Raw genomic sequence first — 23,581 nt, 5'->3', positions numbered from 1 at the left:
ACTGGGGAAAATTATGGAGAAGAAAAAGCTAATTAAGTTTGTAGTTCCTGTAATAATTGGGATTTCGTTTTTGAGTGCCTGTTCAGCAAAAACAAGTACTTCAAAGAAAAAAACAACGTTGAATTTGATGCAGACGTCTGAATTAACAACGCTGGATAATACAAATCAAGCGACAATGTCTGAATTCTCGACATTAACTAACTTAGATGAGGGGTTGTACAAACTTAATTCAAAAAATAAGGTTGTACCTGCAATTGCAAAGACAGTTGCTAAGCCAACAAATGGTGGAAAGACATATACAATTCAATTACGTCAGAATGCACGTTGGTCTAACGGAGATAAAGTGACAGCTCAAGATTTTGTTTATTCATGGCGTCGTTCAGTCGATCCTGCAAATAAGCCAGTCTATACTTATGTTTTTAGTGGAATTAAGAATGCAGATGCAGTAGTCGCAGGTAAACTCTCTTCAAGTCAATTGGGAATTGAGGCAGTTGGTAAGTATAAACTGAAAATTACATTGGAGCATCCGATGCAATCATTTAACAAATTGGTAACAATGCCAGTCTTTTTGCCACAAGATAAGTCTTTTGTGCAAAAGGTTGGAACTAAAAAATATGGTACGAATGCAAAATATACTGTATCTAATGGTGCGTTTAAAATCACCAATTGGACAGGTATCAATGATTCTTACTCACTGGTTAAAAATAAGTATTACTATGCAAAAAAACAAGTTAGATTAAATAAAATTAACTACACAACTGTAAAAGACGACAATACTGCATATAATCTCTTTAAGACTAATAAATTAGATGATGCGACGGTTTCTGGTGTAGTTGCACAAGGACTGCAAAATAATAAAAACTTGAAAAAAATAAATCGAGCTTGGACATATTATGTACAAGTCAATCAGAGTACAGGCTCGCCTCTAGCTAATGCCAAATTACGAAAAGCAATCTCTTTAGTGGTAGATCGAAAAGAGTTGGCTAAAAAGGTTTTGGGAGATGGTTCGACTGCAGCAGGCAGTTTTGTTAGCCCTAAAACGGCTACAGATCCGACTACCGGTAAAGACTTTAGCATTGAAACGGCTGCTTCTACACAGGTTAATGTAAAAGAGGCAAAGAAATTATGGAAGAGAGGCTTGGCAGAAAGTGGCAAGTCTTCTGTTACATTAAGTCTGGTTGCTGAAGATACTGAAACTCAAAAAAAGGTTGCGGAATATATTCAAAGTGCAGTACAAAGTAACCTAAGCAATGTCACTGTCAAGGTTCAAAATTTACCTGCGAAGTCTCTATCAAACAAAAAAGCAACGGGGAAATTTGATTTGAGTCTCTGGTACTGGTTGGCCGATTATGCAGATCCTATTAATTATCTAGGAATTTTAACCACTGGTAATTCAATGAATTCAGGAAAGTATTCAGATAGTACATTTAACTCATATGTTATAAATGCACAAAATGCGAAGACAAAGTCTGTTTATTGGTCTAATCTACGTAATGCAGAGAAGCAATTACAAAAAACAACTGGAATTATTCCACTTTACTATGTCAAAGAAGATCATCTAGTTCAAAAGGGTTTGAAGGGCGTAATTTATCATACAGCTGGATTTGCCGATTATACAAGATCCTACTGGAAGTAAATTGAATATACAAAAACTTTTAAACCAGTGGAAGTTATCGTGTAGAGGTGAATTTTGAAATTTTATAAACTGGGTCAAAAGTTAAATTTTGATTCAATTCCTCTATTTATTCCGTATAAACGTGTTTCATAAGTCAAAACTCTTCGCCTAACTTCGAATTACCCATAGCAAAGTATTCGCTATCTTCGTAATTTTGAGTTAGTACTCAAGTTTTGTAAGGCACTTCACTTATGGCACACTCTCAAGTAATTCAAAGTAGGAAGTGATTAAATGTTTTGGCTATGGATGCATCTATTTGCATGGATTGTGTTATTAATTGTTGTCCTTTCAGCAGTTCACAGTAAGGATGGCGTGGGCAGGTTGGCAAAGATGATCGCAAGAATCTGTTACGTTGTTGCAATCATCAGTGGAATAATGCTTTTAACTTACGCTTGGAAAGCATCACCAATTTTAGCAATCGTTAAGGTTGTCCTTGCAATCGGGTTGATTGGTTTTTGTGAAATATACTTTAGTCGCGAGAAGAACTTTAGAAGTACAATTAAGGTTTTACTAGTAGCAACGACTATAATTGTTGGTGTCATAGGTTTTGTTTTGGCGGGTGGGCGCCCGTTTTGATTATGAGCAATAGAAGCTGAGTCAGAAGTTATATTTTGATTCAACTTCTATTTTTTAGCGATTTTTGGAATCAAATAATATGGGAAAAAGATTGTAGAAAATATTTTTTAATACATTTTTTTTAAAATAAATCTTGACTGTAATCAAAGTGCGATTTAGTATAATGTTATCGATAATTAATTTTTGATGTCAAAAATATTTTTTTTAATAGTTTTATTAGTTATTAACTTTAGAAAAGAGGAAATCTTATGCCATACATAAGCAGTCAAAATGTGAATGTTGTTGTCATTATTCTAGTTATTATTATCATGCGTACGCGTGATTTTATGACTGGAAAATTTTGGCTTGGCTAAGATTTGAAAGATCACAAAAACCACCGTGCGAACTATAGCATGGTGGTTTTTTATTACATGGGAGGAGAAGTTAGGATACTAAATAATCAGGCAGAGGGTAGCAAAGATAGAAATGAGAAAATATTTGCATAAAATTAGGAGGATTTTAAAATAATGAACAGAGTTGAAAAGATAAGTAAATTGATAGGAAAGTACTTTACAATCGCAATTATTTTTTGGGTAATCTTTAATTACTTTTTGCCGAAAACAAGTGAATGGATAGTTCCAAATGTTTCTTATTTATTAGGGATAATTCTTTTTGGAATGGGGCTAACCTTGAAGCTGCAGGATTTTGAAAGAATTGCTAAAAAACCTTTTCCAGTTATTGCAGGAACTTTTGCACATTATTTAATTATGCCGACAATTGCTTGGGCTTTATGCACTGTTTTTCAATTAAGGGGTGCGACTGCAGCAGGTGTAATTCTAGTAGGTTCTTGTCCAAGTGGGACCTCATCAAGCGTAATGGCATATCTAGCAGGAGGCGATGTTGCACTTGATGTGTCAATTGAGACATTATCGACTTTGCTCGCGCCAATCGCGTTGCCGGGGTTGCTGTTGCTTTTTGCAGGAAAATATGTTGATATTCCAGCAGCTTCGTTGTTTTTGAGTACTGTCAAAATTGTTTTAGTTCCAATCCTATTAGGACTATTGGTACATCATTTATTTAAGGATAAGATTGAATGGGTAACAAAATTTTTACCACTAATCTCACAGTTAGCAATTCTTTTAATAATTGGAGCAGTAATTTCGGCTAATCACGCTGAACTAATGACGACACAAACCTTACTCGTTATTCCAGTTGTAATGCTGCATAACTTATCAGGGTATGGACTTGGTTACTTGTTCTCCAAATTAATCAGATTAAAAACGCCACAAAGAAAAGCAATTACATTCGAGGTTGGGATGCAAGATTCCAGTTTGGGAGCAACTTTAGCTATGAAGTATTTTGTTCCAGCTGCAGCAATTCCTTCTACGATTTTCAGTATTTGGCACAATATATCAGGTTCAATCTTGGCAGTTAACTGGAAAAATAAGACAACTAATGATGAAACGACAACGGTAGAAGAAAATCCAAAACCAGTTGTTGACTGAAATAAAGTATTTGTGAAATTATAAAAAGCTAGCGAACAAACTAACAAACAATATGTGATACGAAATTGAAAACATAGATTTTTTTCGCTGTAAAATAATTTTAATTTGTTAAATGTGTTTGGTTCTAGGTAAAGAAGCTTCATAGGTTAAAAGTCTTCATCATACTTCAAATTGCTAATAGTTGATGATATGCTATATTCATAATTTGTATTAGTATCCAATCTTTATGAATTTTTGTCATATATCTTACTAATTGTTAAAACTCTTTGAAGATGGTTTCTTACCAGTAGGCTTGCCTTTCATTTTTGTTCCATTGGGTGTACCACCCATCTGAGTGTTGGATTGCGCATTGTGAGCTCCAAAGTAATAACCAACACCGCCACTTGCGCTTGCAATTAATAAGATAACTAGACCAATAATTAAAATTTTCTTTGTACTACGATCTTTAGCAGTCATAAATTCATTCCTCCTTAACAACTTATATCAATGATGGTATACTAAATAATTTTCTTTTAGTGGAAGATAATTTGTCTTTTTATTAAAAAAAATATGAAAAGAAAAATATTTTGTAGCATTAATTAAATTTTACATAGTGTATAATTATAATGATAAAAGGGAGCTGAAGCATAATGATGAAAATCTATTACAAGGCGGATTATGATAAAAAAGAAGTTGAATTTGAAAAGCCTAGTGAGTTTGTGGCAAGTCTCTTGGTAGACGACCCGGAGTTGCAAGATAGTTATGAAGTTTTTAGAGTAACAATAGGTGGTACAGAGGTAACAGAGTTTACTGGCAAAACAATGCTTGATCTGTTTAATTACTATTGGGAACGAGTATAGTTTTTAAAGTTAGATTTATTGATATATTACATAACTATGTAGGTATAAATAATTATTATCTAACTGTAAAAATACTATGTTATAGGGACTTTAGTCAATTTAGGCTAGAGTCCTTTTTTGGTATTTCTATTAAAATATTACGTAAAAATAATAACGTGAACATAATGAAAATAGTTGTCGATATAGTTATATATAATAATTATTACTTGAAATACAGTGGAATGAATGAGGAAGAAATAAATGAGATTAAGTATAGAATTAGTATTTAATTCGGGAAATAAGCACACAACGATTGCTATGGATTATGATCCAGCAATTCTTTCTTTGATTAAATTAGGATTGTCAAATGTGAATTTACAACTTTTTGAAGAACTCTATAATAAAAATACGCCAAAGAATTTTACATTCAGCCTTTTTTTCAAAGAGAATGTATCTTTTAAAAAAGAATATATTGAATTGGGGCAGAGCCAGAAGTGCATATTGAATTTTAGTATTAACGATGGACTTAAAGCTACTCACTTTTATAATTCTTTCATATGGCTGCAACAACAAAGTAATTTACATTTTGACGGGGAAAATGTAGTTGAGTTTGGAAGAATTGAATTAGTTGAGGAACCAATCATTACGACTAATGAAGTCTGTTTCAAAGCATTATCACCGATTGTTGTTCGTCAAAATCAGAAGATATTCTTATCCTACAAGGAAGATAATGCAGCACTTTTTAACGAAATATTACGCATAAATATGAAGAGTCGCTTACGTGGCCAATATAGCACCGAGATTTTACAAATGGTTGATAAATTAGAATTTGAACCAGTCAGAGTTAAGAAAGTTGTTTCCCGAAACTTTGGTCTATTTGTTGAATCTACAAAGGGCTCGTTTGTACTTAAGGGAAATCCAGTATTGCTAAATCTGATAAATAAGATTGGTTTAGGAGTTAAGTGCGGATCTGGGTTTGGTATGATTACGAATTAATATCAAGGAGGTAACTTCTAATGGATGCAGCAGTTTTACCTGAAATAATTGGTTTTCATATGGAGAGTTGGTTGGAGAATGCCGGAATCGTTGGTTTAACAAGAATTTTAGATGAAGATGATTATGCGATTAAAGACAATCAATTATCTATAAAAACGAGTGCATTAAAGACAATTGATAAGAGTTTTTTTAAATTTTTTATTGACACATATGGGAAATATACGCGTTATCAACAAATAATTAATTGGTTACCAAAAATTGAAGCAACCATACAGATGGATTTTGAAAACTATAATTTTCAAGAGTATGAAACATATGTCAAATGGTTTAATGATAATGTCAAATACTTTGTAAAGTCAGGTAGTTACAGACGAATGCGGCCACTTGTACATCCAGAAATTCCAATTGAAAAATATCTGGATACTGTGACAAAGTTGTTTAAAGGACTAAGTAAGAAAAAGAGGTGGGAAGATACTGCTGATAATCCAGAACAAGAACTTGCAATGCTTTTTGCAGAATTGAAGAAAATTGTGCAATATTTTGCTGATGATACTAGCAAGCGTTACTTTCTAGCTAAAAATCTTGTGTATCGCTATGTAAACAAGGGTTGGGATGGTATTTCTTTTCTAAACAGTCAAAGCAAAATTGTTGATATTTATCAAGACTATTACAACTACTTTGTACAACCTGTAATTGATTTTTTATCAGAAAGTCATAGAAAAGGGAAAATTATTTGTGCAACTTGTGGAAGAAAGATGAGATCGAAAGAAGGGTCAGGATATTCATTTCTTAATGGAATGGGCTATGATTATGGGAAGAAAAATAGTAATGCATACATGTTTAATTCTGATCAATTTTTATGTCCAGTTTGTCGGTTAATGTATTCTGCGGTTCCAGCTGGATTTGCATATAATTTAGCGGGGAATCATGGAATCTTTGTAAATTACACAGGACAAAGTCTTGAAAATTTGCGTAATGCAAACGATGGAATCTTAGATACTTTAACTGAAACCTTTAGGAGGACAGATAATAATGTTTCTCCATGGGGTGCCTTTTATGAAACATTTAGGAAAGGATTCAACAAGTCTAGCCAATATACACTTGCAAATACACAGGTAATTAATCGTAAGGATGAACATTATTACTTTAGCCTTATTCCAGAAATTACTGCAAATGTGTTAAAAAAAATAGAGAAAATAAAAATCAATAAGAAAAAAGATGCAACTTTGTTAAGCGCACTTAATAAGGCATTAATTCCAGAGTATCGAGGAATACAATATTGCTCAATCTATGATGAAGTTATTAAGCGGCTTTTGAATCAGACTAATATGAATAGCTTGTTGAATGATATGCTACTTTTGAAAGCTTCAAATAAACAAAACATCTATATTACAGCAACACAAATTTTGTATGTTGTTGAAATAAATGTACTATTATTTAACGAGTTGGGAGTGATAAAGTTGGATAGTAAAGTATTATCAAAAATTCATGGTTACGGAATGGAAGTTGCAAAGGGATACAGAACAAATCCTAATAAAGCAAAAGCTTTGGCATATCAACTTTTACAAGCATTGAAAATGCAGAATCAAGAAAAATTTATGAACATATTACTTAATTGTTATTTGTATCAACAAAAAATTGTACCCTCTGCTTTTCAGCAAATAAGAAATACAGAGGTCTTTAATCAATTAGGTTATGCATTTATAGCGGGATTAATATCTGGAGAAGAAAAAGGGAGAGTTCAGAATGAAAAGTAAAGGATTGACGGCAACAATTATTTTTGAAGCGAACAGTGCCAATTATGGTGAAAGCTTAGGGAATGTAACGGCATTAAAAAAAATGACTCGTGGTAATGGTTATCAATATACTTATATTTCGCGCCAGGCTCTCAGGTACAATATTGTTCAACAACTAGGAGAGCCAGAAGCAGACTTGAGTGCTGAAGGCTCTGGTGATAAGAAAGTAATTCAATTTAGTAAGTCAGCTTCTATTAAAGATTATCCTGAGATCGATTTTTTTGGTTATATGAAAACTGAAAAGGGAAATAATTCTAATATTCGTTCTGCAAAAGTACGTTTGTCTAATGCAATTAGTCAAGAACCATTCGCTGGAGATACTGATTTCTTGACAAATATGGGGCTAGCTAGTCGAATCCGACAAACAACAGGGGACAATAGTATCAAAAATAGTTTGGCAAATTCTGAAATTCACTCATCATATTACTGCTACACGATTACTGCCGATTTAGATCAAATTGGAATTGATATCAATGATGGAACAGAACTTGAAAATGATGAAAAGAGCCGTCGTGTTTCAGTTCTCCTTGATACAATTGCGTATTTATATAGGGATATTCGTGGGCGCCGTGAAGATTTGAAACCGCTTTTCATAATTGGTGGAGTATACGATATCAAAAATCCATTGTTTGAAAATATTGTTAGAGTTGAAAAAAATGCTATTAAGGTTAGTCCAATCGTTAAATCATTGACTCCAGAGTTAGAAAAAGAAACATTTGTTGGATATGTTGAAGATTATTTTGAAAATAATAGTGAGATCGAAGAAAAATTAAAGGCACAGCCTGTAATACAAGTAATAGAAGGTTTGAAAGCGAAAGTAGCTGATTACTATGAGGGCAATTAAGCTAAAAGTTTATCAGCAGACAGCTAACTACAAGATACCAATTAGTTACGAATTTAGAGAAAGCTATCCATTACCCCCTTTTTCAACTGTGATAGGAATGGTTCACTATTTATGTAATTTTGACAGTTATCATCCAATGAAAGTCAGCGTGCAAGGTTCACATATTTCGTCGGTAAATGATTTATATACTCGCTATGAATTTAACAATGGTACAAAATACGATGCAAAAAGACATCAACTTACTGCTGAAGGAATGGGAATAGGTCGTGGGATTGGAAATGTGCAATTACTTGTAGATGTGAATTTAGTTTTGCATGTAGTTCCTGAAAATCAAGGTGAGGTTGAATTTATTTATGATGCTTTGAAGAACCCAAGGGAATTTCCTAATTTAGGGCGCCGTGAAGATTTAGCAGTATTTGAAAGTGTTGAAATTGTTGAGTTAGGAAAAAAACTTGAAAAGAATGTAGAATTTGCGACTTTAGCGAATTTTTTAGGTAGAAAAAATTGGGCAGCGTATGTACCTATTGATGAGCTAGACGACGATTCTCACGAGAATATGCACCAAACATCGTTGCAAACTGGCACCAAATATAGGATAAATAAAGTTTATACTTTGAATGATTTGGGAAGAGACAAAGTAGTACGTAAGTGGGAAAAGTATGAAGTATTGTATACTAATTTTACTTTTTTTAAGCACGAAAATTACTTACTAGATTCAGAAGGTGATTTCGTTTTTATTGTTTGATTGCAATTTTAGGTTTGAGAAAGTAGAAACTGTTTTTTTGAGTAAAAGTGTAAAATATATTTTTTAGCAAAGTCAGATGAGAAAATAATTATTTAGCATATTTTAAATCTGAAGCGGCAATTTGAAAAGTTGCAAGAACATTACAAAAATATTAACTGTAAGAGGTTGAAATATTTGAAATCATTTTGGCTAGCTTAAAAAGAACGTAAACTTTGCCGATAAAGAATACTGGGATGATATTGAAGCATCTATTTATCTAACTTAAAAGGAATGTAAATGTTAGAAATATCTCTGCTCCATGTTACAAAAATTTCAGTATTTATCTAACTTAAGAGAAACACAAAGGTACATAGGCAACAGAAAATGGAGAATTTTGACTTATAAAACGCATTTATTTGTAATAAAAGAAGGGGAACTGGGTCAAAAGTTAGCTTTTGACCCAGTTCCCCTTCTTCCTAGTTTAGTTAAACCTTAACTTTTTGTATTCAATGTAGAATCGAAATGTTTCACGCCGATTCCTGTGAAGCCACTAATTATTGAGAATACAGGTGAGAGCAGACTAAAGAATACAAAGGGTAAATATGTCATTGTTGGGATACCAAATGTACTAGTGACAAAACTTCCCGCAACTCCCCATGGAATCAGATAGTTAATGACGGTCCCTCCATCCTCAAGAGTTCGACCTAATACAACGGGATCAAGCCCAGCTTTTTTAAAGATATTTTTGAATGCATTAGCTGGAAGAATTACTGATAAAAATTGTTCACCAATAAAGATATTAACGCCAATACAAGACAATAATGTACTTAAAATTAGTACGCCGTTAGAATTAATTTTTGAAGTTAAAGCAGTCATCACGGTTGGAATTAAGCCAGTTTTGAGTAATAATCCGCCAAGTGAAAGTGCAAGAATAATTAGTGCAACGGTTGGCATCATACTTTCAATCCCACCACGGGATAATAGTTGATCAATCTCATGGTTGCCTGTATGTGACACGAATCCTGCATCAATAATATTTCCTAACTCAACAATTTTTGTATTAGGATTTTGAATGAATATCATGATAACAGCAATACCAATATTGAGTAGGATTGTAACAATTGCAGGAATTTTGCGCCATGCACAGATAAACATCAATGCAATTGGGATAATTGCCCAAAAGGTTATTGAAAAATTACGCTGTAGGATTGATGAAACTCTTGTAATCTTACTCAAACTTGCACTCTCATTGCTGTTTCCCAAAATGGCAAATAATATCAAAGAGATGATAAATGCAGGTACAGTTGAAAGCATCAAGTTCTTAATGTGCTTGAATAAGTCTGCATCAACGACTGCTGCAGCGAGATTAGTAGATTCAGATAACGGAGACATTTTATCACCGAATACTGCCCCTGAAACAATGGCACCAACTACCAAAGCTGGATTAACTCCAAGTGTTGTTCCAATTCCAAAGAATGCAATACCAATTGTCGACATTACGGTGAAGGCACTTCCTACAGCACTTCCTACAATAGCACAGACTACAAAGACTGAAGGAATAAACCACTTAACACTAATTATTTTGAAGCCAACTACCATTAGCGTAGGAATGATTCCTGCTTGAATCCAGACAGCAATCAATGAGCCAACTAGAATAAAAATGAAGATTGGAATAATTCCAGGTGTAATACCAGAGACAATTCCTTCATGGATGATATCAAATGAAAGCTTTTTGACAGTGATATAAATCATTACTATTCCGATGGCAAATAAAATTGCGATAGTAGGTGCCACTTTGAGATCAATTACTCCAATAGCGATGGTGGCAACAATAATTATTAACATGGTGCTTGCTTCAATTAAACTAGGTTTATTTTCCTTTTTCATTTTCGATTTCCTCACAATCAATTTTTTAATATGATGTTATTGATTGTTAAACTGATATCGAATTATTCCTCCACAATTCATAGTCCTATCCTTTCTGAGTCCACAAAAAAATCGTCCGTAGCTCTATATATCTGCTAAGGACGAATTTCTCCGCGGTACCACCTTACTTAAAAACAATTGTTTTTCTCTCAATTATTGAATTAAAATCGTACATTTTGGTGTAATTCGGACAATAAACCTGATCGATTTACAGCAGCCATCTACTTCCTGAACATCCAGCTTATTTCCTACTTGTCCAAAATCTTTTAAAGTATGAACATGACATTACATGTAATCTAATACTTTGTCAATAGCATTTCCAATTTTATTCTAAAGCCTCAATAAATACAAACTCAAAAATTGGTTTTGGACATGTGTGGGAGTGTGACATAAGTGAAGTGCCTTACAAAATTTGAGTACTAACTTGAAATTACGAACATAGCGAGTAATTTGCTATGGGTGATTCGAAGTTAGTACTCAAATTCTGACTTATGGAACACGGTTATGCGGAATAAATAGAGAGATTAGGCCAAACTTTAACTCTTGACCCAACCCCATTTACAATCCATTCTATTTACTTAGTGACATTTAATTTAACATCGCCTAGTCCATTATTAAAGTGGGCTGACCAAGTTCCTTCTTGTAACTTAGGTGGTAATACAAAGGTTCCAGTTGAAACATATTGACCAGCAGTTAGCTGCTTACCGTGTTGTTGTAATTTTACAACTAACCATTGCAATGACTTTAATGGGTTGCCGAGTACCTCTGAAGACGTTCCTTTTTTAAGGGATTCATTATTAAACTTAAGATTGCAGTGAACGGCTGCAACGGCTTTGACGCTTTCAAAAACAACTGTTGTGGGAAATAAATCACCAACAACGACTAGTCCACCGACAGCAGCATCTGAGACAACTAGATTTTTCTCAAGACTTGGGAACCAATCCTTGAATCTGCAATCAGGAACTTCAAGTGCACCTGCAACACTTGTTTTTTGCATCAGTTGTTCAAGGTCATCTTCAACATTAAGATCTTTATCAACACGAAAGGCTAATTCAACTTCAACTAGAGGCTCTAGCATGTTGTTAAGTGCAAAGGAGGCAGGTGAGTGTAGGAAACGACTTTCAACTTGAGCTCCATATAAAGGTGAGTTAGAGTTAAACATTTTTTGTGTTTCTTCACTAGTAAGTGAGATTTTGTAGCCACCGACTGTTTCATTCTTTAGCTCCATCAAACGGTTTTGGACACGATAGGCACTTTCTTCATCTGACACTTTGGTAGACCAATCAGTGACATCAAGTGGCTTATTTGTTGTGTAGGCTTGATATAAGGTGCTTGCTAATGTTTCTTCTGTTTCTGTTAAAGCAGCTAATTTATTTTGTTGTTTTTCCATTGTGATAATCTCCTTATTTATGGATTTCTCACCATGGTTTGATGAGGAATCCTATTGACTTAATCTGTACTTTGTCATCGTTCTCAATAATGCCACTTGGATCATCCATAGGTCCTCATCTCCCTTCAAAATTTATACGAATAAAAAAAGTCCTTCGACAGAAAAAATCTGCTAAAGGACGTTAATAACGTGGTACCACCTTTTTTTATACCTGAAATCAGAATCAAGTACCTTAAACAAACTGACAAAACAATTTGTTGCCTCTGTAATGGGAGTACCCAGTAGAATCTACTTGAAGTTCGATCTACAACTCATAGGGGATTTTCACTAATTTCAACTTAATCATCTCACACCACCCGATGACTCTCTGAATTGCTCAAAAAGTTACTTTCCTAATCAACGCTTAATATTCGTTTCTAATCTTTAATCGTATTCTAGTAATAGTCACATGAAATGTCAAGCAAATTTTTAATTTTTGTTATTTTTTAATCCTGTGCAAGAATTTTGACTCCCTTGTAGATGTTGTAGATAAATACAATTAAGTCAATTAGTAAGACCACACCAATGGTTAAAACAGCTGTCCAACTTGTTAATTGAGCATGTTCTGTTACTACACCTGTTGTTCCAACGAAGATGATCCCCACAAGTGTAAGAAAGAGAGGTAGCAAATGCAGCAAAAAAGCTTTTTTTGCGTGGCTACGAATAACTGGTTCATCTGCACAGACAAACCAGATAATAAGTGGAAAGATAAAAGGTGCGAAAACAATAGAAAAGTAAGAAAGAGCACTTAATATTTTAATTTTTTGCATAATTTCCTCCAAGGAGTAAAAGTCGATAATTCAAGCATAGGTGCAACATAATACTATGATATACTAGAATCGTTAAGCTAACAAATAAATGTATGTTTCTGAATAAGTTTTTATAGAAGACGATTTCATAGATGGTTATCTATTTTTTTATTTTTGAGTCGGGGGGATGAAGGGATGCTCGTTGATTTTTTAAACGATTATTATCAAGCTAATTTAAAAAGTATTCATGATGTAGCAGGGAATCAACATCTTATTGGAAATAGCAAGGTTTTTCATGGACCACTTTTTGTTAAGATATTTAAAGAAAAAGCAATGTTTTATGCTGAACAGCATGTTAATCAGTTCTATTATCCGGATGTATACCTAGATAGCGTGATTTTTGAAGACAAGTATGTTGTAACTTTACGGAATCGTGAATTAAGCGATGTTGACAATCAGGAGATGACGGCTGAAAGGGCACATGAGTATGGTGAATTATTAGGAAGTTTTCATGAAAAAGTTACGGGAAATGTTTCGGTTAAAAATGAAAAGCGCCCGTTATCACAACTTTTAACATATAGAGTTGCACAGCTAAAAGAAAGTCTCTACTACAAGAATGCCCAACAAGTTCTCAAACTTTTGAGGCCTGATTTCGATAAAGTCAACCTTGAGTATGAACAATTACCAAAAGTTGTATTGCATGGTGACTTCAGTGTACGTAACATTATGGAGTTCGAAGGAAAAAACATTTTGATTGACTTTGAGCGTGCTCACGTTGGTACTAATTACCAAGACTTCATCAAATTTTTCTACAATGAGGTTCGTGATGTCAAATTACGTAATGAGTTTTTAAACGGATATGAACTAGAACATTCTTTTGAGATTCCTAGTAGTGACTTGCAACGCTGTTTATTATTCTTATGCGCTCTCGACATCAGCCATTATAATGTTACTCATTCAGGTGGTAAATTTGGGGATATGGCAAGCAACATGATAGCAACAATTAGAGATGGAGATGCAGTCCTGAAGTTGTAGCAATTATTTAATTATTGAGATACCAGGTATTTGACAAGTTGTCTGATTTCTATTCTTAAATAATCAAATTTTCTTTGCAAAAAAAATCTGTTGATTACCAGAATCTTGTACTGGTTATTAACAGAAAGAAGTGGTTTTTATTCCAAAAATCAGGCAATCATAATCCAAGCGCTTCTTCAAGTTACAACAAGCTTTCTTTAATAAGAATCAATTTGTGACAGAAAACGCTTAGGAAGAATATTTTATTTAGCTTTCAAGGTTTTTTGAACTTTGTTGAATTTCATCATTTTTGAAATGCTTATATTCATTTCTTTTCTGTTGTACATTCCCAAAAAACTGAACTAAAGTTGCAAAAATGAGGATTCCGATAATAGCTATGAATGTTGTCATTTAAGTCACACCTTTCCGCTTACGTGCCATTATTATTACATTGTTACAAAAACATTTCAAGAAAAAAGCATCATCGTAATAAAACGATAAGAAAAAACATACTGATTATTATCTATTTCTGTTTCAAAAGTAATTGACAGTTTATTTAGACTATCATATAATAATTAGTGTTGTTTATGGCTCGGTAGCTCAGCTGGATAGAGCATCCGCCTTCTAAGCGGACGGTCGAGAGTTCGAATCTCTCCCGCGCCATTCTTGTGTTAACTAGACGAAGACTTGGACATTTTTATGTTGCAAGCCTTTTTTATCTATTAAAGTAATTGACGCAAGATGAAAAATCTGCTATGATTCTAATGTTGTATTTGTGCATGCCACAACTGCAACCGCACATGGCCAGTTCATAAGAGTCAGTTGACCACTCAGTCATGGCGAGTCTAAGTAAAACTAAGGAGGTGCACATAATATGTACGCAATTATTAAAACTGGCGGCAAGCAACTTAAGGTTGAAGCCGGACAAGCAATCTATGTTGAAAAATTGACTGCAGAAGCAGGCGAAAAAGTAACATTTGATCAAGTTGTTTTAGTAGGTGGAGAAAACACTACTGTTGGTAAGCCATTTGTTGATGGTGCAACTGTTACAGGAACTGTTGAAAAACAGGGTCGTGCTAAGAAAGTCGTTACTTTCAAGTACAAACCAAAGAAACATTCACATACAAAACAAGGTCATCGTCAACCATATACAAAGGTTGTTATTGATACAATTAATGCATAATTATTGAGGTGAGTTTGAATGATAAAAGCTTCTTTTATTTACAGGAAGAACCGATTAATCGGTTTTAAAATTAAAGGACATGCTGAGTCAGGAGAATATGGCCAAGATATTGTGTGTGCAGCTGTTTCAACCTTGTCAATTAGTACAGTAAACGGTCTTGAGCAACTTGCGAAGGCTAAGCTGTATGTTGACTCTGATGAACTAGATGGCGGATTTATGCGGGCACAGCTCGATGATTCTGCCATTGATAATGAGGCTGCACAGTTGTTACTAGCTAATTTTAAATTAGGTATTAGTGATGTGGCGACAAGCTATTCTGATTATATTAAGATTATAGAAGATAAAAGCTAGGGAGGTGCACTAACTATGTTAATGAATTTACAATTTTTCGCTCATAAAAAGGGTGGTGGTTCGACTTCTAACGGACGCGACTCAGAATCAAAACGTTTAGGTGCTAAGCGTGCTGATGGGCAGCTTGTTTCTGGTGGTTCAATTCTTTATCGTCAACGTGGAACTCGTATTTATCCAGGTGTTAATGTTGGTATGGGTGGTGACGACACACTATTCGCTAAAGTTGAAGGTGTTGTTCGTTTCGAGCGTAAAGGTCGTGACAAGAAGCAAGTATCTGTTTACCCTGTGGCTGAATAGATTAAATAAAGCTTTTGATATAAGATCAATACGGAACGTTATGTTTTGTATTGATCTTTTTTTTTATTTTTTTCAATGATGGGAGGATTTTTTAATGAGTTCAAAAAGGGTTGCAAATTTGCGTGAGTTAATGACAAAAATGAGTATCGACAGTTTTTTGGTAACAGAGCCACTTAACATTTATTATTTAAGTGGCTTCACAGGGGATGATGGTTTGCTGTTAGTCACAGAGAATAACCAATACTTAATTACTGATGACCGTTTTGGACAACAAGTTAAGGCAAATCATTCTGATTGGAAGTTCTGTAATACCCGTAATTATTTGAAAACAGCTTGTGAACTTGTTGAAAAAGAACATTTGGTAGCGATGGCCTTCGAGGATGTAATTTCGTATCAAAATTATGATTTTATTGATGAAAATTCTTCTTCTGATATTGTCCCGGTTTCTGCAGTTATTGAGAATTTGCGTGCAGTTAAAGATCAGGATGAAATCAATAAAATTCGTGAGTCTTGTAAGATTGCAGGCAAAGGATATGAGTTCATGCTGCAAAATATTCATGTGGGTCAAAGCGAGTTGGAATTATCTAATGAGATTGACTATTTCATGAAAAAGAATGGAACAGAAGAAAAATCTTTTGAAACGATTGTTGCAAGTGGTGAGCGAACAACTTGGCCACATGGGACAGCAACTGCAAAACTTTTGGAAGATGGGGATTTAATTACAGTTGATTTTGGTTACTATTATCAGCACTATACTTCCGATGTTACTAGAACTTTTTCACTAGGAAAACAGTCGCAGAAGGTGCAAGATATGTATCAGATTGTTTTGGAAGCTGAGCGCAGGACAATTGAAGCAATAAAACCAGGAATAAGCGGAAGGGAGTTAGACGAAGTTGGCCGCGACTTTATTGAAAAAAAGGGATATGGCAAATACTTTAATCATGGAATGGGCCATGGAATCGGGCTAGATATTCATGAATTGCCAAATGTTGGTTCACGTTTTCCAGATATTATGGAGTCAGGCCATATCGTGACGATTGAACCGGGGATATATGTTCCAGGAACGGCAGGTATTCGAATTGAGGATGATATTTTAGTTACGGAAACTGGTTTTGAAATTTTAACTGCTTTTCCAAGAAATTACCACGCGATTTAGGATAAACTTGCTTTTTTATACTAAGTGTTGCTATTATAAAATATATTCTGACAGTCTGGGAATTTTTATGCACTGATTATGGTAAAATAATTTCAAGAGTAACTGACTGGAGATATAATTCGTAGGAGGATTACAATGATTTCAGTAAATGAGTTTAAAAATGGATTGACAATTTTGGTTGACGGTGAAATTTGGCGTGTTATCGAATTTCAGCATGTTAAGCCAGGTAAGGGTTCAGCCTTTGTGCGTTCGAAGCTTAAAAATTTGCGGAGTGGTGCGGTTCAAGAAAAAACTTTCCGTGCAGGTGAAAAGGTTGAAAGAGCACAAATCGATAACAAGAAGATGCAATATTTGTATGCTGATGGTACTAGCCATGTGTTCATGGATATGGAAACATACGAACAATTAGAGTTACCAGAAGAACGTGTTAAAGATGAATTAAACTATTTAAAAGAAAACATGGTAATAAGTATCATCATGTTTGGTACAGAGACACTTGGTGTTGATTTACCAAATACGGTAGATCTTAAAGTTAAGGCTACAGAACCAGGAATTAAGGGAGACACTGCTTCAGGTGGATCTAAGCCAGCTACTCTTGAGACTGGTCTGGTGGTTCAGGTTCCATTCTTTATTAATGAAGAGGATGTACTAACGATCAATACGCAAGATGGCAGTTATATTTCTCGTGCCTAAATCAAAGGAGGTTTCGATGATGGCAGAAAATAATAACATTATTATAGAAAGTAAGGAAGCAACACTGGGACAGATTGAGGTTGCACCCGAAGTAATCGAAGTAATTATTGGGATTGCTGCAAAACAAGTTGAGGGTGTCTATTCGATGCGCGGTTCGCTTGCTAATAGTGTAAATGAACTTTTTGGGCGTAAAAGTCGTGGTAAAGGTGTTAAACTCGGCCAATCACTTGAAACGTTGACTGTTGAAATCTATGTTTTCTTGAATTACGGAGTTTCAGTGCCTAAGGTTGCATCTGAAATTCAAGAAAAGGTTAAGCAGCAGCTGTTATTTATGACAGGATTAGAATTAGCAGCAGTAGATGTCTATGTTCAAGGAGTCGTTCCCGAGAAACAAGGTCCAACTCTTGATCTTGACAACTTATTTGCTGAGGAAAATGGTGACGCAAAGTGACTATGAGTAGACATGAGATGCGCAAAATTGCTTTTCAAATGTTATTTGCAATGGAGAGTAATCAGGATATTACTGTTGATGAGCTATTTCATCAGGTTAGAGATGATGAGGATGAAGTTGCACAAGTGGTGCCAGATTATGTTCGTATTTTAGTTACAGGTATTAATAAAAATAAAGTGGACATTGATGCGACCATTCAAAAATTTTTGGGCAAGGACTGGACTTTTGCTCGTCTTAACAAGACAGATGTAATTGTTTTGCGCTTGGCAATTTTTGAAATTCAAAATATTGATGATATTCCAGGCAGGGTTGCTTTAAACGAGGCTTTGGAGTTAGCAAAAGAGTTCAGTGATGAGAAGTCACGTCGCTTTGTTAATGGTGTACTTTCGAACTTGGTTTCATAGGATATGGTCTAGCTTAAGTTAGCGCAATAGCTAATTTAACTATGATAATATTAATAGTTAAATTTTAAACATCTAGCTTATTAGAATACTAGGTGTTTTTTGGTTATACGAAGATTGAAAAAACGAATTATATGAAAGAGTAGTCTCTTCAAAAAATTTACCAAATATAAAAAATAAGATTCTGGAAGTATCTTTTTGTCCACGTTAGTTGTAGCAATTTAACATTTTTTTTGCTAATTATAATTGAACATTTTGATGAAAAGCTAGTTAGGTATGCTAAAATGGAATGCAGGTATGAGCATTAAATTGTTCAATAATTACATAAGTTAGGATGAATGATGATGACTGAAATTCTAGATGGACGTATACTTTCATATAAAATCAGACAGCAATTAAAGCAGCGAATAACTCGGCTGCAAGAGCATAAAGTTATTCCAGCACTAGCCGTTGTTTTAGTTGGTTCTGATAACGCTAGCCAAATATATGTACGCAACAAGCACCGTGCAGCGGCAGAAGTTGGACTCACAACACATGACTTCAAACTACCAGAAACAGTGACAGAAGAAGCTCTCTTAGCGTTGATTGCTAAGCTGAATGTTGATTCTTCCATTCATGGAATCTTAGTACAATTGCCCTTACCACGACAGATTAATGCTGCAAAAGTAACTGCGGCGATTGATCCAGCAAAGGATGTTGATGGATTTCATCCCCTAAATATTGGACAGCTTTTTCTTAATAATCCACAGTCGCTGCCTTGCACACCGCATGGGATTATGAGGTTATTGGCAGAACATCAGATTGATGTTGCAAGGAAGCATGCAGTTATCGTTGGCCGTAGTAATATCGTTGGTCGTCCTATTGCTGCGTTATTATTAAATGCAGATGCAACTGTTACAATTACCCATAGTAAAACCGTTAATTTACGTGAATTGACAAGGCAAGCAGACATTCTGATTGTTGCAACGGGCCGCGCCGAATTTATTAAACGCGCGGATGTTAAACCAGGTGTGGTTGTAGTTGATGTTGGAATGAATCGCGATGCTACAGGTAAGCTGGTTGGAGATGTTGATTTTACAGAAGTCGCGCCAGTCGCTGCAGCGATTACACCTGTTCCTGGAGGTGTGGGACCGATGACGATTGCGATGTTATTAGAACAAACAGTTAAATTTGCTGAAAGACAAATTGGGGGGTAAAAATTGTCAGAAAAAACGTACTTAACAGTGAGTTCATTGACAAAATATCTTAAGCGAAAATTTGATGCAGATCCTTATTTGGGTAAAGTTTATTTAACAGGAGAAATTTCAAATTATCGGCCGCGACTTAATGCTCATCAGTATTTCAGTCTCAAAGATGAGCATGCAAAAATAAATGCGATTATGTTCAAATCTGCCTTTGAGAAGGTTAAATTCAAGCCAGAAGAAGGAATGAAAGTCCTCGTAGTTGGTCGAATATCACTTTACGAAGCAAGTGGCGGCTACCAGATATATATTGAAAGAATGGAACCTGATGGCGTTGGCGCTTTGTATCAAGCTTATGAGCAATTAAAGAAAAAGCTTGCCGCGGAAGGTTTATTTGGTGTTGAAAAAAAATTATTACCACTTTTTCCACAGAAAATAGCGGTAATTACGAGTTCGTCTGGGGCAGTCATTAAGGATATAATGACGACTGTCAGGCGACGTTATCCAATTGCTCAGATTGTTTTGTTTCCAGCACTTGTCCAAGGAGAGAGTGCTGCCGCAGATATCGTTGCACGAATTCAGCAAGTCCAAGAAATTGGCACTTTTGATACATTAATAATTGGTCGCGGCGGTGGTTCTATTGAAGATTTATGGCCGTTTAATGAGGAGATAGTCGCACGAGCTATTTTTGAATGTCAGATCCCGATAATCTCTTCAGTAGGCCATGAAACTGATACGACAATTGCAGATTTAGTGGCGGATGTCAGAGCTGCTACACCAACTGCCGCAGCAGAGTTGGCGGTACCAGTCCTAAGTGATGAAATTTTGAAAATTGAACAATTAAGAATCAGATTGCTGCAAAATCTGCAATCTAGGATTAAGTTAAAACAACAATTGGTTAACAAATTAATTAATTCATATGTTTTTCAACAGCCTGGTCGGCTCTATGAAGGTTATCTGCAAAAGATTGATTATCTTAAGAAGCGTGCCCAACAAGCACTTCAGCAAAGAATAACTGAACATGAAAGAGCTGCTAGATCTGTAATGCAAAGACTACAAAATCAAGCACCTTTTGAAACTCTTCATTTGTATGATTCGAAAGTTGAATATTTAACACGACAGCTTGACCGAGCAATTGGTGACTATGTTCAAAAGAATGAGCAGAGACTGGCGAAGGCGATTTCAGGCTTGGATATGTTAAGTCCATTGAAAATTATGGGTCGAGGGTATAGTTATATATCTAATAATGAACAAAAAATTATAAAGTCTATCGTACAACTCAACACGGATGAGGTAATAGATATTCATCTGCAAGATGGCAATGTGCAAGCAAAGGTGATGGAATTAAGGAGGGCAGACAATAATGGCTGAAAAAAAGAATTTTGAAGATAATTTGAAAGACTTGGAAGAAATCGTGCAAAAACTCGAGCAAGGTGATGTACCTTTGGAACAGGCGTTAGAACAATTTCAGAGAGGTGTTTCTCTTAGTAATGAATTGCAAAAAACACTGGAGAATGCTGAAAAAACACTTGCAAAAGTGATGGATAAAGATGGAAATGAAGCAGATTTTGAAAGAGATACAGCTAATGAATAAAAGAATGCAGGCTTTTCAAAGCAAGAATTTGCCAAGGCTTGAAAAAAAAATTGCAGAATTTTTAAATGGTTTATCCGCAGAAAGAACTTTAAAAGATGCGATGACTTATTCTGTCGCAATTGGTGGGAAAAGAATACGGCCGCTCATAATTATGGCGCTTTGCTCGTTTTATAATAGACCAATCAATGATGATGTACTAGCAGTTGCGGGAAGTCTTGAACTACTACATACATATTCACTGATTCATGATGATTTACCAGAAATGGATAATGATGATTTACGTAGGGGAAAAGCAACAAATCATAAGGTTTTCGGTCAAGCTGAAGCGGTTTTAGCAGGTGATGGATTATTAACTCTTGCATTTGATTGGATTACAAGAACTGGACTAGACTCAAAAAGTAAGGTAGATCTAATAACTGCTTTAGCTAAGGCTGCCGGACCTGAAGGCATGGTTAGTGGCCAAGTTGCAGATATAGAGGGTGAACATAAGACTCTGGAGCTTGAACAACTAAAGAAAGTTCATGAACTAAAAACGGGCGCTTTATTAAAATATGCTTGCCAGGCTGGAGGAATACTTAGTAAAACAGAAAAAAAGGAATTCGATTTACTGGTGGATTTTGGTGCTACTTTTGGTCTTGCCTTTCAGATATATGATGACATATTGGATGTGGTTTCAACAACAAAAGAGATGGGGAAGGCAGTCCATAAGGACAAAGGCGAGAATAAAAACACATATCCAGTTATTTTAGGGCTTGATGGTGCTTATCAGAGTCTAAGTCAAGCAGTTGAAGATGCGCGTGAAGTATTGGTAAGGTTAAATGCTGATGATAGTGTTTTAGCGGATTTTCTAGAATATTTCGAGAGAAAGGATAGTTAATGAAAAAGGAACGAGTTGATGTATTACTTGTACAGCAAGGTCTTTTTGAGACGCGTGAACAAGCAAAGCGGGCTGTAATGGCTGGAGAAGTATTAGGAGAAAACGAAGAACGTTTAGATAAACCTGGAATGAAAATTAATATTGAAACTGAATTACATTTTAAGGGTAAGAAGATGCCTTATGTGAGTCGAGGTGGCTATAAGCTTGAGAAGGCTCTCAGGGTTTTTGATGTAGAAGTTAAGGACAAAACCGTCCTTGATATTGGGTCTTCTACTGGCGGTTTTACAGATGTTGCATTACAAAATGGCGCGAAAATAAGCTATGCGTTAGATGTTGGAACTAATCAATTGGCTTGGAAGATTAGACAAGACCCGCGTGTTATTGTAATGGAAAATACGAATTTTAGGTATAGTAAACCAGAAGATTTTACTAACGGGTTACCAGAATTTGCTACGATAGATGTTTCTTTCATTTCGCTTGAATTAATTTTACCGCCACTACATGCAATTTTACAAAGTTCGGGTGATGTAGTTGCCTTGATTAAACCACAGTTTGAAGCTGGAAAGGCTAATGTTGGGAAAAATGGGATTGTTAGAGATAAGAAAGTTCACTTAGCAGTTTTGAATAAGATTATCAACTTTGCTCTAGCTGCAGGCTTCGATGTTTGTGGCATTGATTTTTCTCCCATTACAGGTGGCACGGGTAATATCGAATTTATTTGTCATTTGAAAAAAGTCGTTAACAAGGGTGTAAATAGGGCTAAAATTGACAATCAAGAATTAATTGAAGCAGCATATATAACTTTTGGCAAATAATCATTAATTTTTATAAGCTTTTTCTTTAATATTTATTCAAAATAGGCTATTATAATAATAAATTATGAATAAATGTGGGGGATTGGTGATTGAGATGCGTAAACAAGAGCGACAAAAGGCGATAAAAGATTTGTTATTACAGTATAGTATTGATAGACAAGAAGACATCGTTAAGCTTTTGAAAGAACAAGGGATTGATGTCACACAAGCAACGATTTCACGTGATGTAAAGGAAATGCAGCTAATTAAGTTGCCCTCTTCAACTGGTGAATACCAATACAGTCTGCCAACGGAGAAGAAACTAAATTCAGAAAAAAAATTACGAAATACACTGAAAGATGCATATTTATCCTCACGTATTCAGAATGAATTCTTACTGATTAAGGTTTCGCCAGGGAATGGTCCGGTAATAGCAAGTTTAATTGATCAGATGCGTTATGAAGAAATTTTTGGTACTATCGGTGATGATGATACGGTTTTAGTAATTGCAAAATCTGTTAATGAGGCAAAAGCAGCGCAGGAATTAGTCCTTGAGATGACCAATTAACAAA

General features: G+C 35.0%; 27 protein-coding genes, 1 tRNA gene and 2 other annotated features. Of the genes, 23 read left to right on the top strand and 5 right to left on the bottom strand.

The window, feature by feature from the left end:
• The first annotated feature begins 13 nt into the window (after window positions 1-13).
• The 3 genes from FFX44_RS01450 to FFX44_RS01440 all read left to right on the top strand — a co-directional run bounded on the left by FFX44_RS01450 (window position 14) and on the right by FFX44_RS01440 (window position 3,735).
• On the top strand, window positions 14-1,636 hold the full coding sequence (locus FFX44_RS01450; protein ID WP_289977208.1) for a peptide ABC transporter substrate-binding protein: 1,623 nt from the start codon (window positions 14-16) through the stop codon (window positions 1,634-1,636).
• 270 nt (window positions 1,637-1,906) lie between these two features.
• Window positions 1,907-2,251, top strand: a complete 345-nt coding sequence (locus FFX44_RS01445) for a DUF1516 family protein (RefSeq protein ID WP_289977206.1) — start codon at window positions 1,907-1,909, stop codon at window positions 2,249-2,251.
• Window positions 2,252-2,757: 506 nt separating this feature from the next.
• The gene (locus tag FFX44_RS01440; protein WP_289977203.1) at window positions 2,758-3,735 is read left to right on the top strand and encodes a bile acid:sodium symporter family protein; all 978 of its coding nucleotides are present in this window, start codon (window positions 2,758-2,760) and stop codon (window positions 3,733-3,735) included.
• Between the two features lie 249 nt (window positions 3,736-3,984).
• Here the strand turns inward: FFX44_RS01440 and FFX44_RS01435 are convergent, their stop codons facing one another.
• Complete coding sequence (locus FFX44_RS01435; protein WP_289977200.1) at window positions 3,985-4,191, bottom strand: hypothetical protein; 207 nt, start codon at window positions 4,189-4,191, stop codon at window positions 3,985-3,987.
• Window positions 4,192-4,364: 173 nt separating this feature from the next.
• Between FFX44_RS01435 and FFX44_RS01430 the strand changes: the two genes are divergently transcribed.
• The 5 genes from FFX44_RS01430 to cas5 all read left to right on the top strand — a co-directional run bounded on the left by FFX44_RS01430 (window position 4,365) and on the right by cas5 (window position 8,934).
• The gene (locus tag FFX44_RS01430) at window positions 4,365-4,574 is read left to right on the top strand and encodes a hypothetical protein (protein WP_289977199.1); all 210 of its coding nucleotides are present in this window, start codon (window positions 4,365-4,367) and stop codon (window positions 4,572-4,574) included.
• Window positions 4,575-4,814: 240 nt separating this feature from the next.
• Window positions 4,815-5,549: a CRISPR-associated endoribonuclease Cas6 gene (gene cas6, locus FFX44_RS01425; protein WP_289977197.1), complete on the top strand. Its 735-nt coding sequence runs from the start codon at window positions 4,815-4,817 to the stop codon at window positions 5,547-5,549.
• Window positions 5,550-5,569: 20 nt separating this feature from the next.
• Window positions 5,570-7,306, top strand: a complete 1,737-nt coding sequence (locus tag FFX44_RS01420) for a Cas8a1 family CRISPR/Cas system-associated protein (protein WP_289977195.1) — start codon at window positions 5,570-5,572, stop codon at window positions 7,304-7,306.
• On the top strand, window positions 7,296-8,189 hold the full coding sequence (cas7i, locus tag FFX44_RS01415; protein ID WP_289977194.1) for a type I-B CRISPR-associated protein Cas7/Cst2/DevR: 894 nt from the start codon (window positions 7,296-7,298) through the stop codon (window positions 8,187-8,189). Before FFX44_RS01420 ends, cas7i begins: the two co-directional genes overlap by 11 nt.
• A complete protein-coding gene (gene cas5 / locus FFX44_RS01410; protein ID WP_289977193.1) occupies window positions 8,176-8,934 on the top strand; it encodes a CRISPR-associated protein Cas5 in 759 nt (252 codons plus the stop codon). Before cas7i ends, cas5 begins: the two co-directional genes overlap by 14 nt.
• Before the next feature lie 471 nt (window positions 8,935-9,405).
• Here cas5 and nhaC read toward each other — a convergent pair whose 3' ends face one another.
• From nhaC to FFX44_RS01395, 3 genes are all read right to left on the bottom strand, one after another.
• Entirely contained in the window at window positions 9,406-10,800 is a 1,395-nt protein-coding gene (gene nhaC / locus FFX44_RS01405) for a Na+/H+ antiporter NhaC (protein ID WP_289977189.1), read from the bottom strand.
• A 613-nt stretch (window positions 10,801-11,413) separates the two neighbouring features.
• Window positions 11,414-12,229, bottom strand: a complete 816-nt coding sequence (locus FFX44_RS01400; protein WP_289977187.1) for a 2-keto-4-pentenoate hydratase — start codon at window positions 12,227-12,229, stop codon at window positions 11,414-11,416.
• Between the two features lie 171 nt (window positions 12,230-12,400).
• Window positions 12,401-12,638 (bottom strand) — a binding site (T-box leader).
• Between the two features lie 76 nt (window positions 12,639-12,714).
• Entirely contained in the window at window positions 12,715-13,038 is a 324-nt protein-coding gene (locus FFX44_RS01395) for a DUF4870 domain-containing protein (RefSeq protein WP_289977186.1), read from the bottom strand.
• 174 nt (window positions 13,039-13,212) lie between these two features.
• Between FFX44_RS01395 and FFX44_RS01390 the strand changes: the two genes are divergently transcribed.
• Complete coding sequence (locus FFX44_RS01390) at window positions 13,213-14,052, top strand: phosphotransferase (RefSeq protein ID WP_289977184.1); 840 nt, start codon at window positions 13,213-13,215, stop codon at window positions 14,050-14,052.
• A 246-nt stretch (window positions 14,053-14,298) separates the two neighbouring features.
• On the opposite strand, the gene FFX44_RS01385 is transcribed toward FFX44_RS01390, so the two are convergent.
• Complete coding sequence (locus tag FFX44_RS01385) at window positions 14,299-14,442, bottom strand: hypothetical protein (RefSeq protein WP_289977183.1); 144 nt, start codon at window positions 14,440-14,442, stop codon at window positions 14,299-14,301.
• A 178-nt stretch (window positions 14,443-14,620) separates the two neighbouring features.
• Here FFX44_RS01385 and FFX44_RS01380 point away from each other — a divergent pair.
• From FFX44_RS01380 to argR, 14 genes are all read left to right on the top strand, one after another.
• Window positions 14,621-14,694 (top strand) — tRNA-Arg (locus tag FFX44_RS01380).
• A gap of 119 nt (window positions 14,695-14,813) precedes the next feature.
• Window positions 14,814-14,888, top strand: a sequence feature (ribosomal protein L21 leader region).
• Window positions 14,889-14,905: 17 nt separating this feature from the next.
• Window positions 14,906-15,214 carry a 50S ribosomal protein L21 gene (gene rplU / locus FFX44_RS01375; RefSeq protein ID WP_289977182.1) on the top strand — a complete coding sequence of 103 codons (309 nt, stop codon included), beginning with the start codon at window positions 14,906-14,908 and terminating at the stop codon, window positions 15,212-15,214.
• Between the two features lie 18 nt (window positions 15,215-15,232).
• Window positions 15,233-15,565 (top strand): ribosomal-processing cysteine protease Prp, encoded by a 333-nt coding sequence (locus FFX44_RS01370; RefSeq protein ID WP_289977181.1) that lies wholly within the window; start codon window positions 15,233-15,235, stop codon window positions 15,563-15,565.
• A 21-nt stretch (window positions 15,566-15,586) separates the two neighbouring features.
• Entirely contained in the window at window positions 15,587-15,862 is a 276-nt protein-coding gene (gene rpmA, locus FFX44_RS01365) for a 50S ribosomal protein L27 (protein WP_289977706.1), read from the top strand.
• 94 nt (window positions 15,863-15,956) lie between these two features.
• Window positions 15,957-17,018 (top strand): Xaa-Pro peptidase family protein, encoded by a 1,062-nt coding sequence (locus tag FFX44_RS01360; RefSeq protein ID WP_289977180.1) that lies wholly within the window; start codon window positions 15,957-15,959, stop codon window positions 17,016-17,018.
• Window positions 17,019-17,153: 135 nt separating this feature from the next.
• Window positions 17,154-17,711 carry an elongation factor P gene (gene efp, locus FFX44_RS01355; protein WP_289977179.1) on the top strand — a complete coding sequence of 186 codons (558 nt, stop codon included), beginning with the start codon at window positions 17,154-17,156 and terminating at the stop codon, window positions 17,709-17,711.
• A 19-nt stretch (window positions 17,712-17,730) separates the two neighbouring features.
• Entirely contained in the window at window positions 17,731-18,162 is a 432-nt protein-coding gene (locus FFX44_RS01350; RefSeq protein WP_289977703.1) for an Asp23/Gls24 family envelope stress response protein, read from the top strand.
• Between the two features lie 2 nt (window positions 18,163-18,164).
• Entirely contained in the window at window positions 18,165-18,566 is a 402-nt protein-coding gene (gene nusB, locus FFX44_RS01345) for a transcription antitermination factor NusB (RefSeq protein WP_289977701.1), read from the top strand.
• Window positions 18,567-18,907: 341 nt separating this feature from the next.
• Window positions 18,908-19,759 (top strand): bifunctional methylenetetrahydrofolate dehydrogenase/methenyltetrahydrofolate cyclohydrolase FolD, encoded by an 852-nt coding sequence (gene folD, locus FFX44_RS01340; protein WP_289977178.1) that lies wholly within the window; start codon window positions 18,908-18,910, stop codon window positions 19,757-19,759.
• A gap of 3 nt (window positions 19,760-19,762) precedes the next feature.
• Window positions 19,763-21,115: an exodeoxyribonuclease VII large subunit gene (xseA, locus tag FFX44_RS01335; protein ID WP_289977177.1), complete on the top strand. Its 1,353-nt coding sequence runs from the start codon at window positions 19,763-19,765 to the stop codon at window positions 21,113-21,115.
• Window positions 21,108-21,338, top strand: a complete 231-nt coding sequence (locus tag FFX44_RS01330) for an exodeoxyribonuclease VII small subunit (RefSeq protein WP_289977176.1) — start codon at window positions 21,108-21,110, stop codon at window positions 21,336-21,338. The genes xseA and FFX44_RS01330 overlap by 8 nt, the downstream gene beginning before the upstream one ends.
• Window positions 21,331-22,215, top strand: coding sequence for a polyprenyl synthetase family protein (locus FFX44_RS01325; protein WP_289977173.1), 885 nt, complete (start codon window positions 21,331-21,333; stop codon window positions 22,213-22,215). Before FFX44_RS01330 ends, FFX44_RS01325 begins: the two co-directional genes overlap by 8 nt.
• Complete coding sequence (locus tag FFX44_RS01320; protein ID WP_289977171.1) at window positions 22,215-23,030, top strand: TlyA family RNA methyltransferase; 816 nt, start codon at window positions 22,215-22,217, stop codon at window positions 23,028-23,030. The genes FFX44_RS01325 and FFX44_RS01320 overlap by 1 nt, the downstream gene beginning before the upstream one ends.
• Window positions 23,031-23,124: 94 nt before the next feature.
• Window positions 23,125-23,577 carry an arginine repressor gene (gene argR / locus FFX44_RS01315; RefSeq protein ID WP_289977170.1) on the top strand — a complete coding sequence of 151 codons (453 nt, stop codon included), beginning with the start codon at window positions 23,125-23,127 and terminating at the stop codon, window positions 23,575-23,577.
• Window positions 23,578-23,581: the final 4 nt, after the last annotated feature.

Origin of the sequence: Lactobacillus sp. UCMA15818, from assembly GCF_030400225.1 — a bacterium.
Classification (GTDB): domain Bacteria; phylum Bacillota; class Bacilli; order Lactobacillales; family Lactobacillaceae; genus Liquorilactobacillus.
This window is presented reverse-complemented; position numbering and strand designations above follow the sequence as displayed.

Coding starts and splice junctions, on each gene's coding strand:
- FFX44_RS01420 (WP_289977195.1), top strand. CDS start 5,570: ATGGATGCAGCAGTTTTACCTGAAATAATTGGTTTTCATATGGAGAGT.
- FFX44_RS01350 (WP_289977703.1), top strand. CDS start 17,731: ATGGCAGAAAATAATAACATTATTATAGAAAGTAAGGAAGCAACACTG.
- argR (WP_289977170.1), top strand. CDS start 23,125: ATGCGTAAACAAGAGCGACAAAAGGCGATAAAAGATTTGTTATTACAG.
- cas5 (WP_289977193.1), top strand. CDS start 8,176: ATGAGGGCAATTAAGCTAAAAGTTTATCAGCAGACAGCTAACTACAAG.
- FFX44_RS01320 (WP_289977171.1), top strand. CDS start 22,215: ATGAAAAAGGAACGAGTTGATGTATTACTTGTACAGCAAGGTCTTTTT.
- FFX44_RS01430 (WP_289977199.1), top strand. CDS start 4,365: ATGATGAAAATCTATTACAAGGCGGATTATGATAAAAAAGAAGTTGAA.
- FFX44_RS01370 (WP_289977181.1), top strand. CDS start 15,233: ATGATAAAAGCTTCTTTTATTTACAGGAAGAACCGATTAATCGGTTTT.
- FFX44_RS01390 (WP_289977184.1), top strand. CDS start 13,213: ATGCTCGTTGATTTTTTAAACGATTATTATCAAGCTAATTTAAAAAGT.
- FFX44_RS01440 (WP_289977203.1), top strand. CDS start 2,758: ATGAACAGAGTTGAAAAGATAAGTAAATTGATAGGAAAGTACTTTACA.
- nhaC (WP_289977189.1), bottom strand. CDS start 10,800: ATGAAAAAGGAAAATAAACCTAGTTTAATTGAAGCAAGCACCATGTTA.
- rplU (WP_289977182.1), top strand. CDS start 14,906: ATGTACGCAATTATTAAAACTGGCGGCAAGCAACTTAAGGTTGAAGCC.
- FFX44_RS01445 (WP_289977206.1), top strand. CDS start 1,907: ATGTTTTGGCTATGGATGCATCTATTTGCATGGATTGTGTTATTAATT.
- nusB (WP_289977701.1), top strand. CDS start 18,165: ATGAGTAGACATGAGATGCGCAAAATTGCTTTTCAAATGTTATTTGCA.
- efp (WP_289977179.1), top strand. CDS start 17,154: ATGATTTCAGTAAATGAGTTTAAAAATGGATTGACAATTTTGGTTGAC.
- rpmA (WP_289977706.1), top strand. CDS start 15,587: ATGAATTTACAATTTTTCGCTCATAAAAAGGGTGGTGGTTCGACTTCT.
- cas7i (WP_289977194.1), top strand. CDS start 7,296: ATGAAAAGTAAAGGATTGACGGCAACAATTATTTTTGAAGCGAACAGT.
- FFX44_RS01450 (WP_289977208.1), top strand. CDS start 14: ATGGAGAAGAAAAAGCTAATTAAGTTTGTAGTTCCTGTAATAATTGGG.
- FFX44_RS01360 (WP_289977180.1), top strand. CDS start 15,957: ATGAGTTCAAAAAGGGTTGCAAATTTGCGTGAGTTAATGACAAAAATG.
- FFX44_RS01385 (WP_289977183.1), bottom strand. CDS start 14,442: ATGACAACATTCATAGCTATTATCGGAATCCTCATTTTTGCAACTTTA.
- FFX44_RS01330 (WP_289977176.1), top strand. CDS start 21,108: ATGGCTGAAAAAAAGAATTTTGAAGATAATTTGAAAGACTTGGAAGAA.
- cas6 (WP_289977197.1), top strand. CDS start 4,815: ATGAGATTAAGTATAGAATTAGTATTTAATTCGGGAAATAAGCACACA.
- FFX44_RS01395 (WP_289977186.1), bottom strand. CDS start 13,038: ATGCAAAAAATTAAAATATTAAGTGCTCTTTCTTACTTTTCTATTGTT.
- folD (WP_289977178.1), top strand. CDS start 18,908: ATGACTGAAATTCTAGATGGACGTATACTTTCATATAAAATCAGACAG.
- FFX44_RS01435 (WP_289977200.1), bottom strand. CDS start 4,191: ATGACTGCTAAAGATCGTAGTACAAAGAAAATTTTAATTATTGGTCTA.
- FFX44_RS01325 (WP_289977173.1), top strand. CDS start 21,331: ATGAATAAAAGAATGCAGGCTTTTCAAAGCAAGAATTTGCCAAGGCTT.
- FFX44_RS01400 (WP_289977187.1), bottom strand. CDS start 12,229: ATGGAAAAACAACAAAATAAATTAGCTGCTTTAACAGAAACAGAAGAA.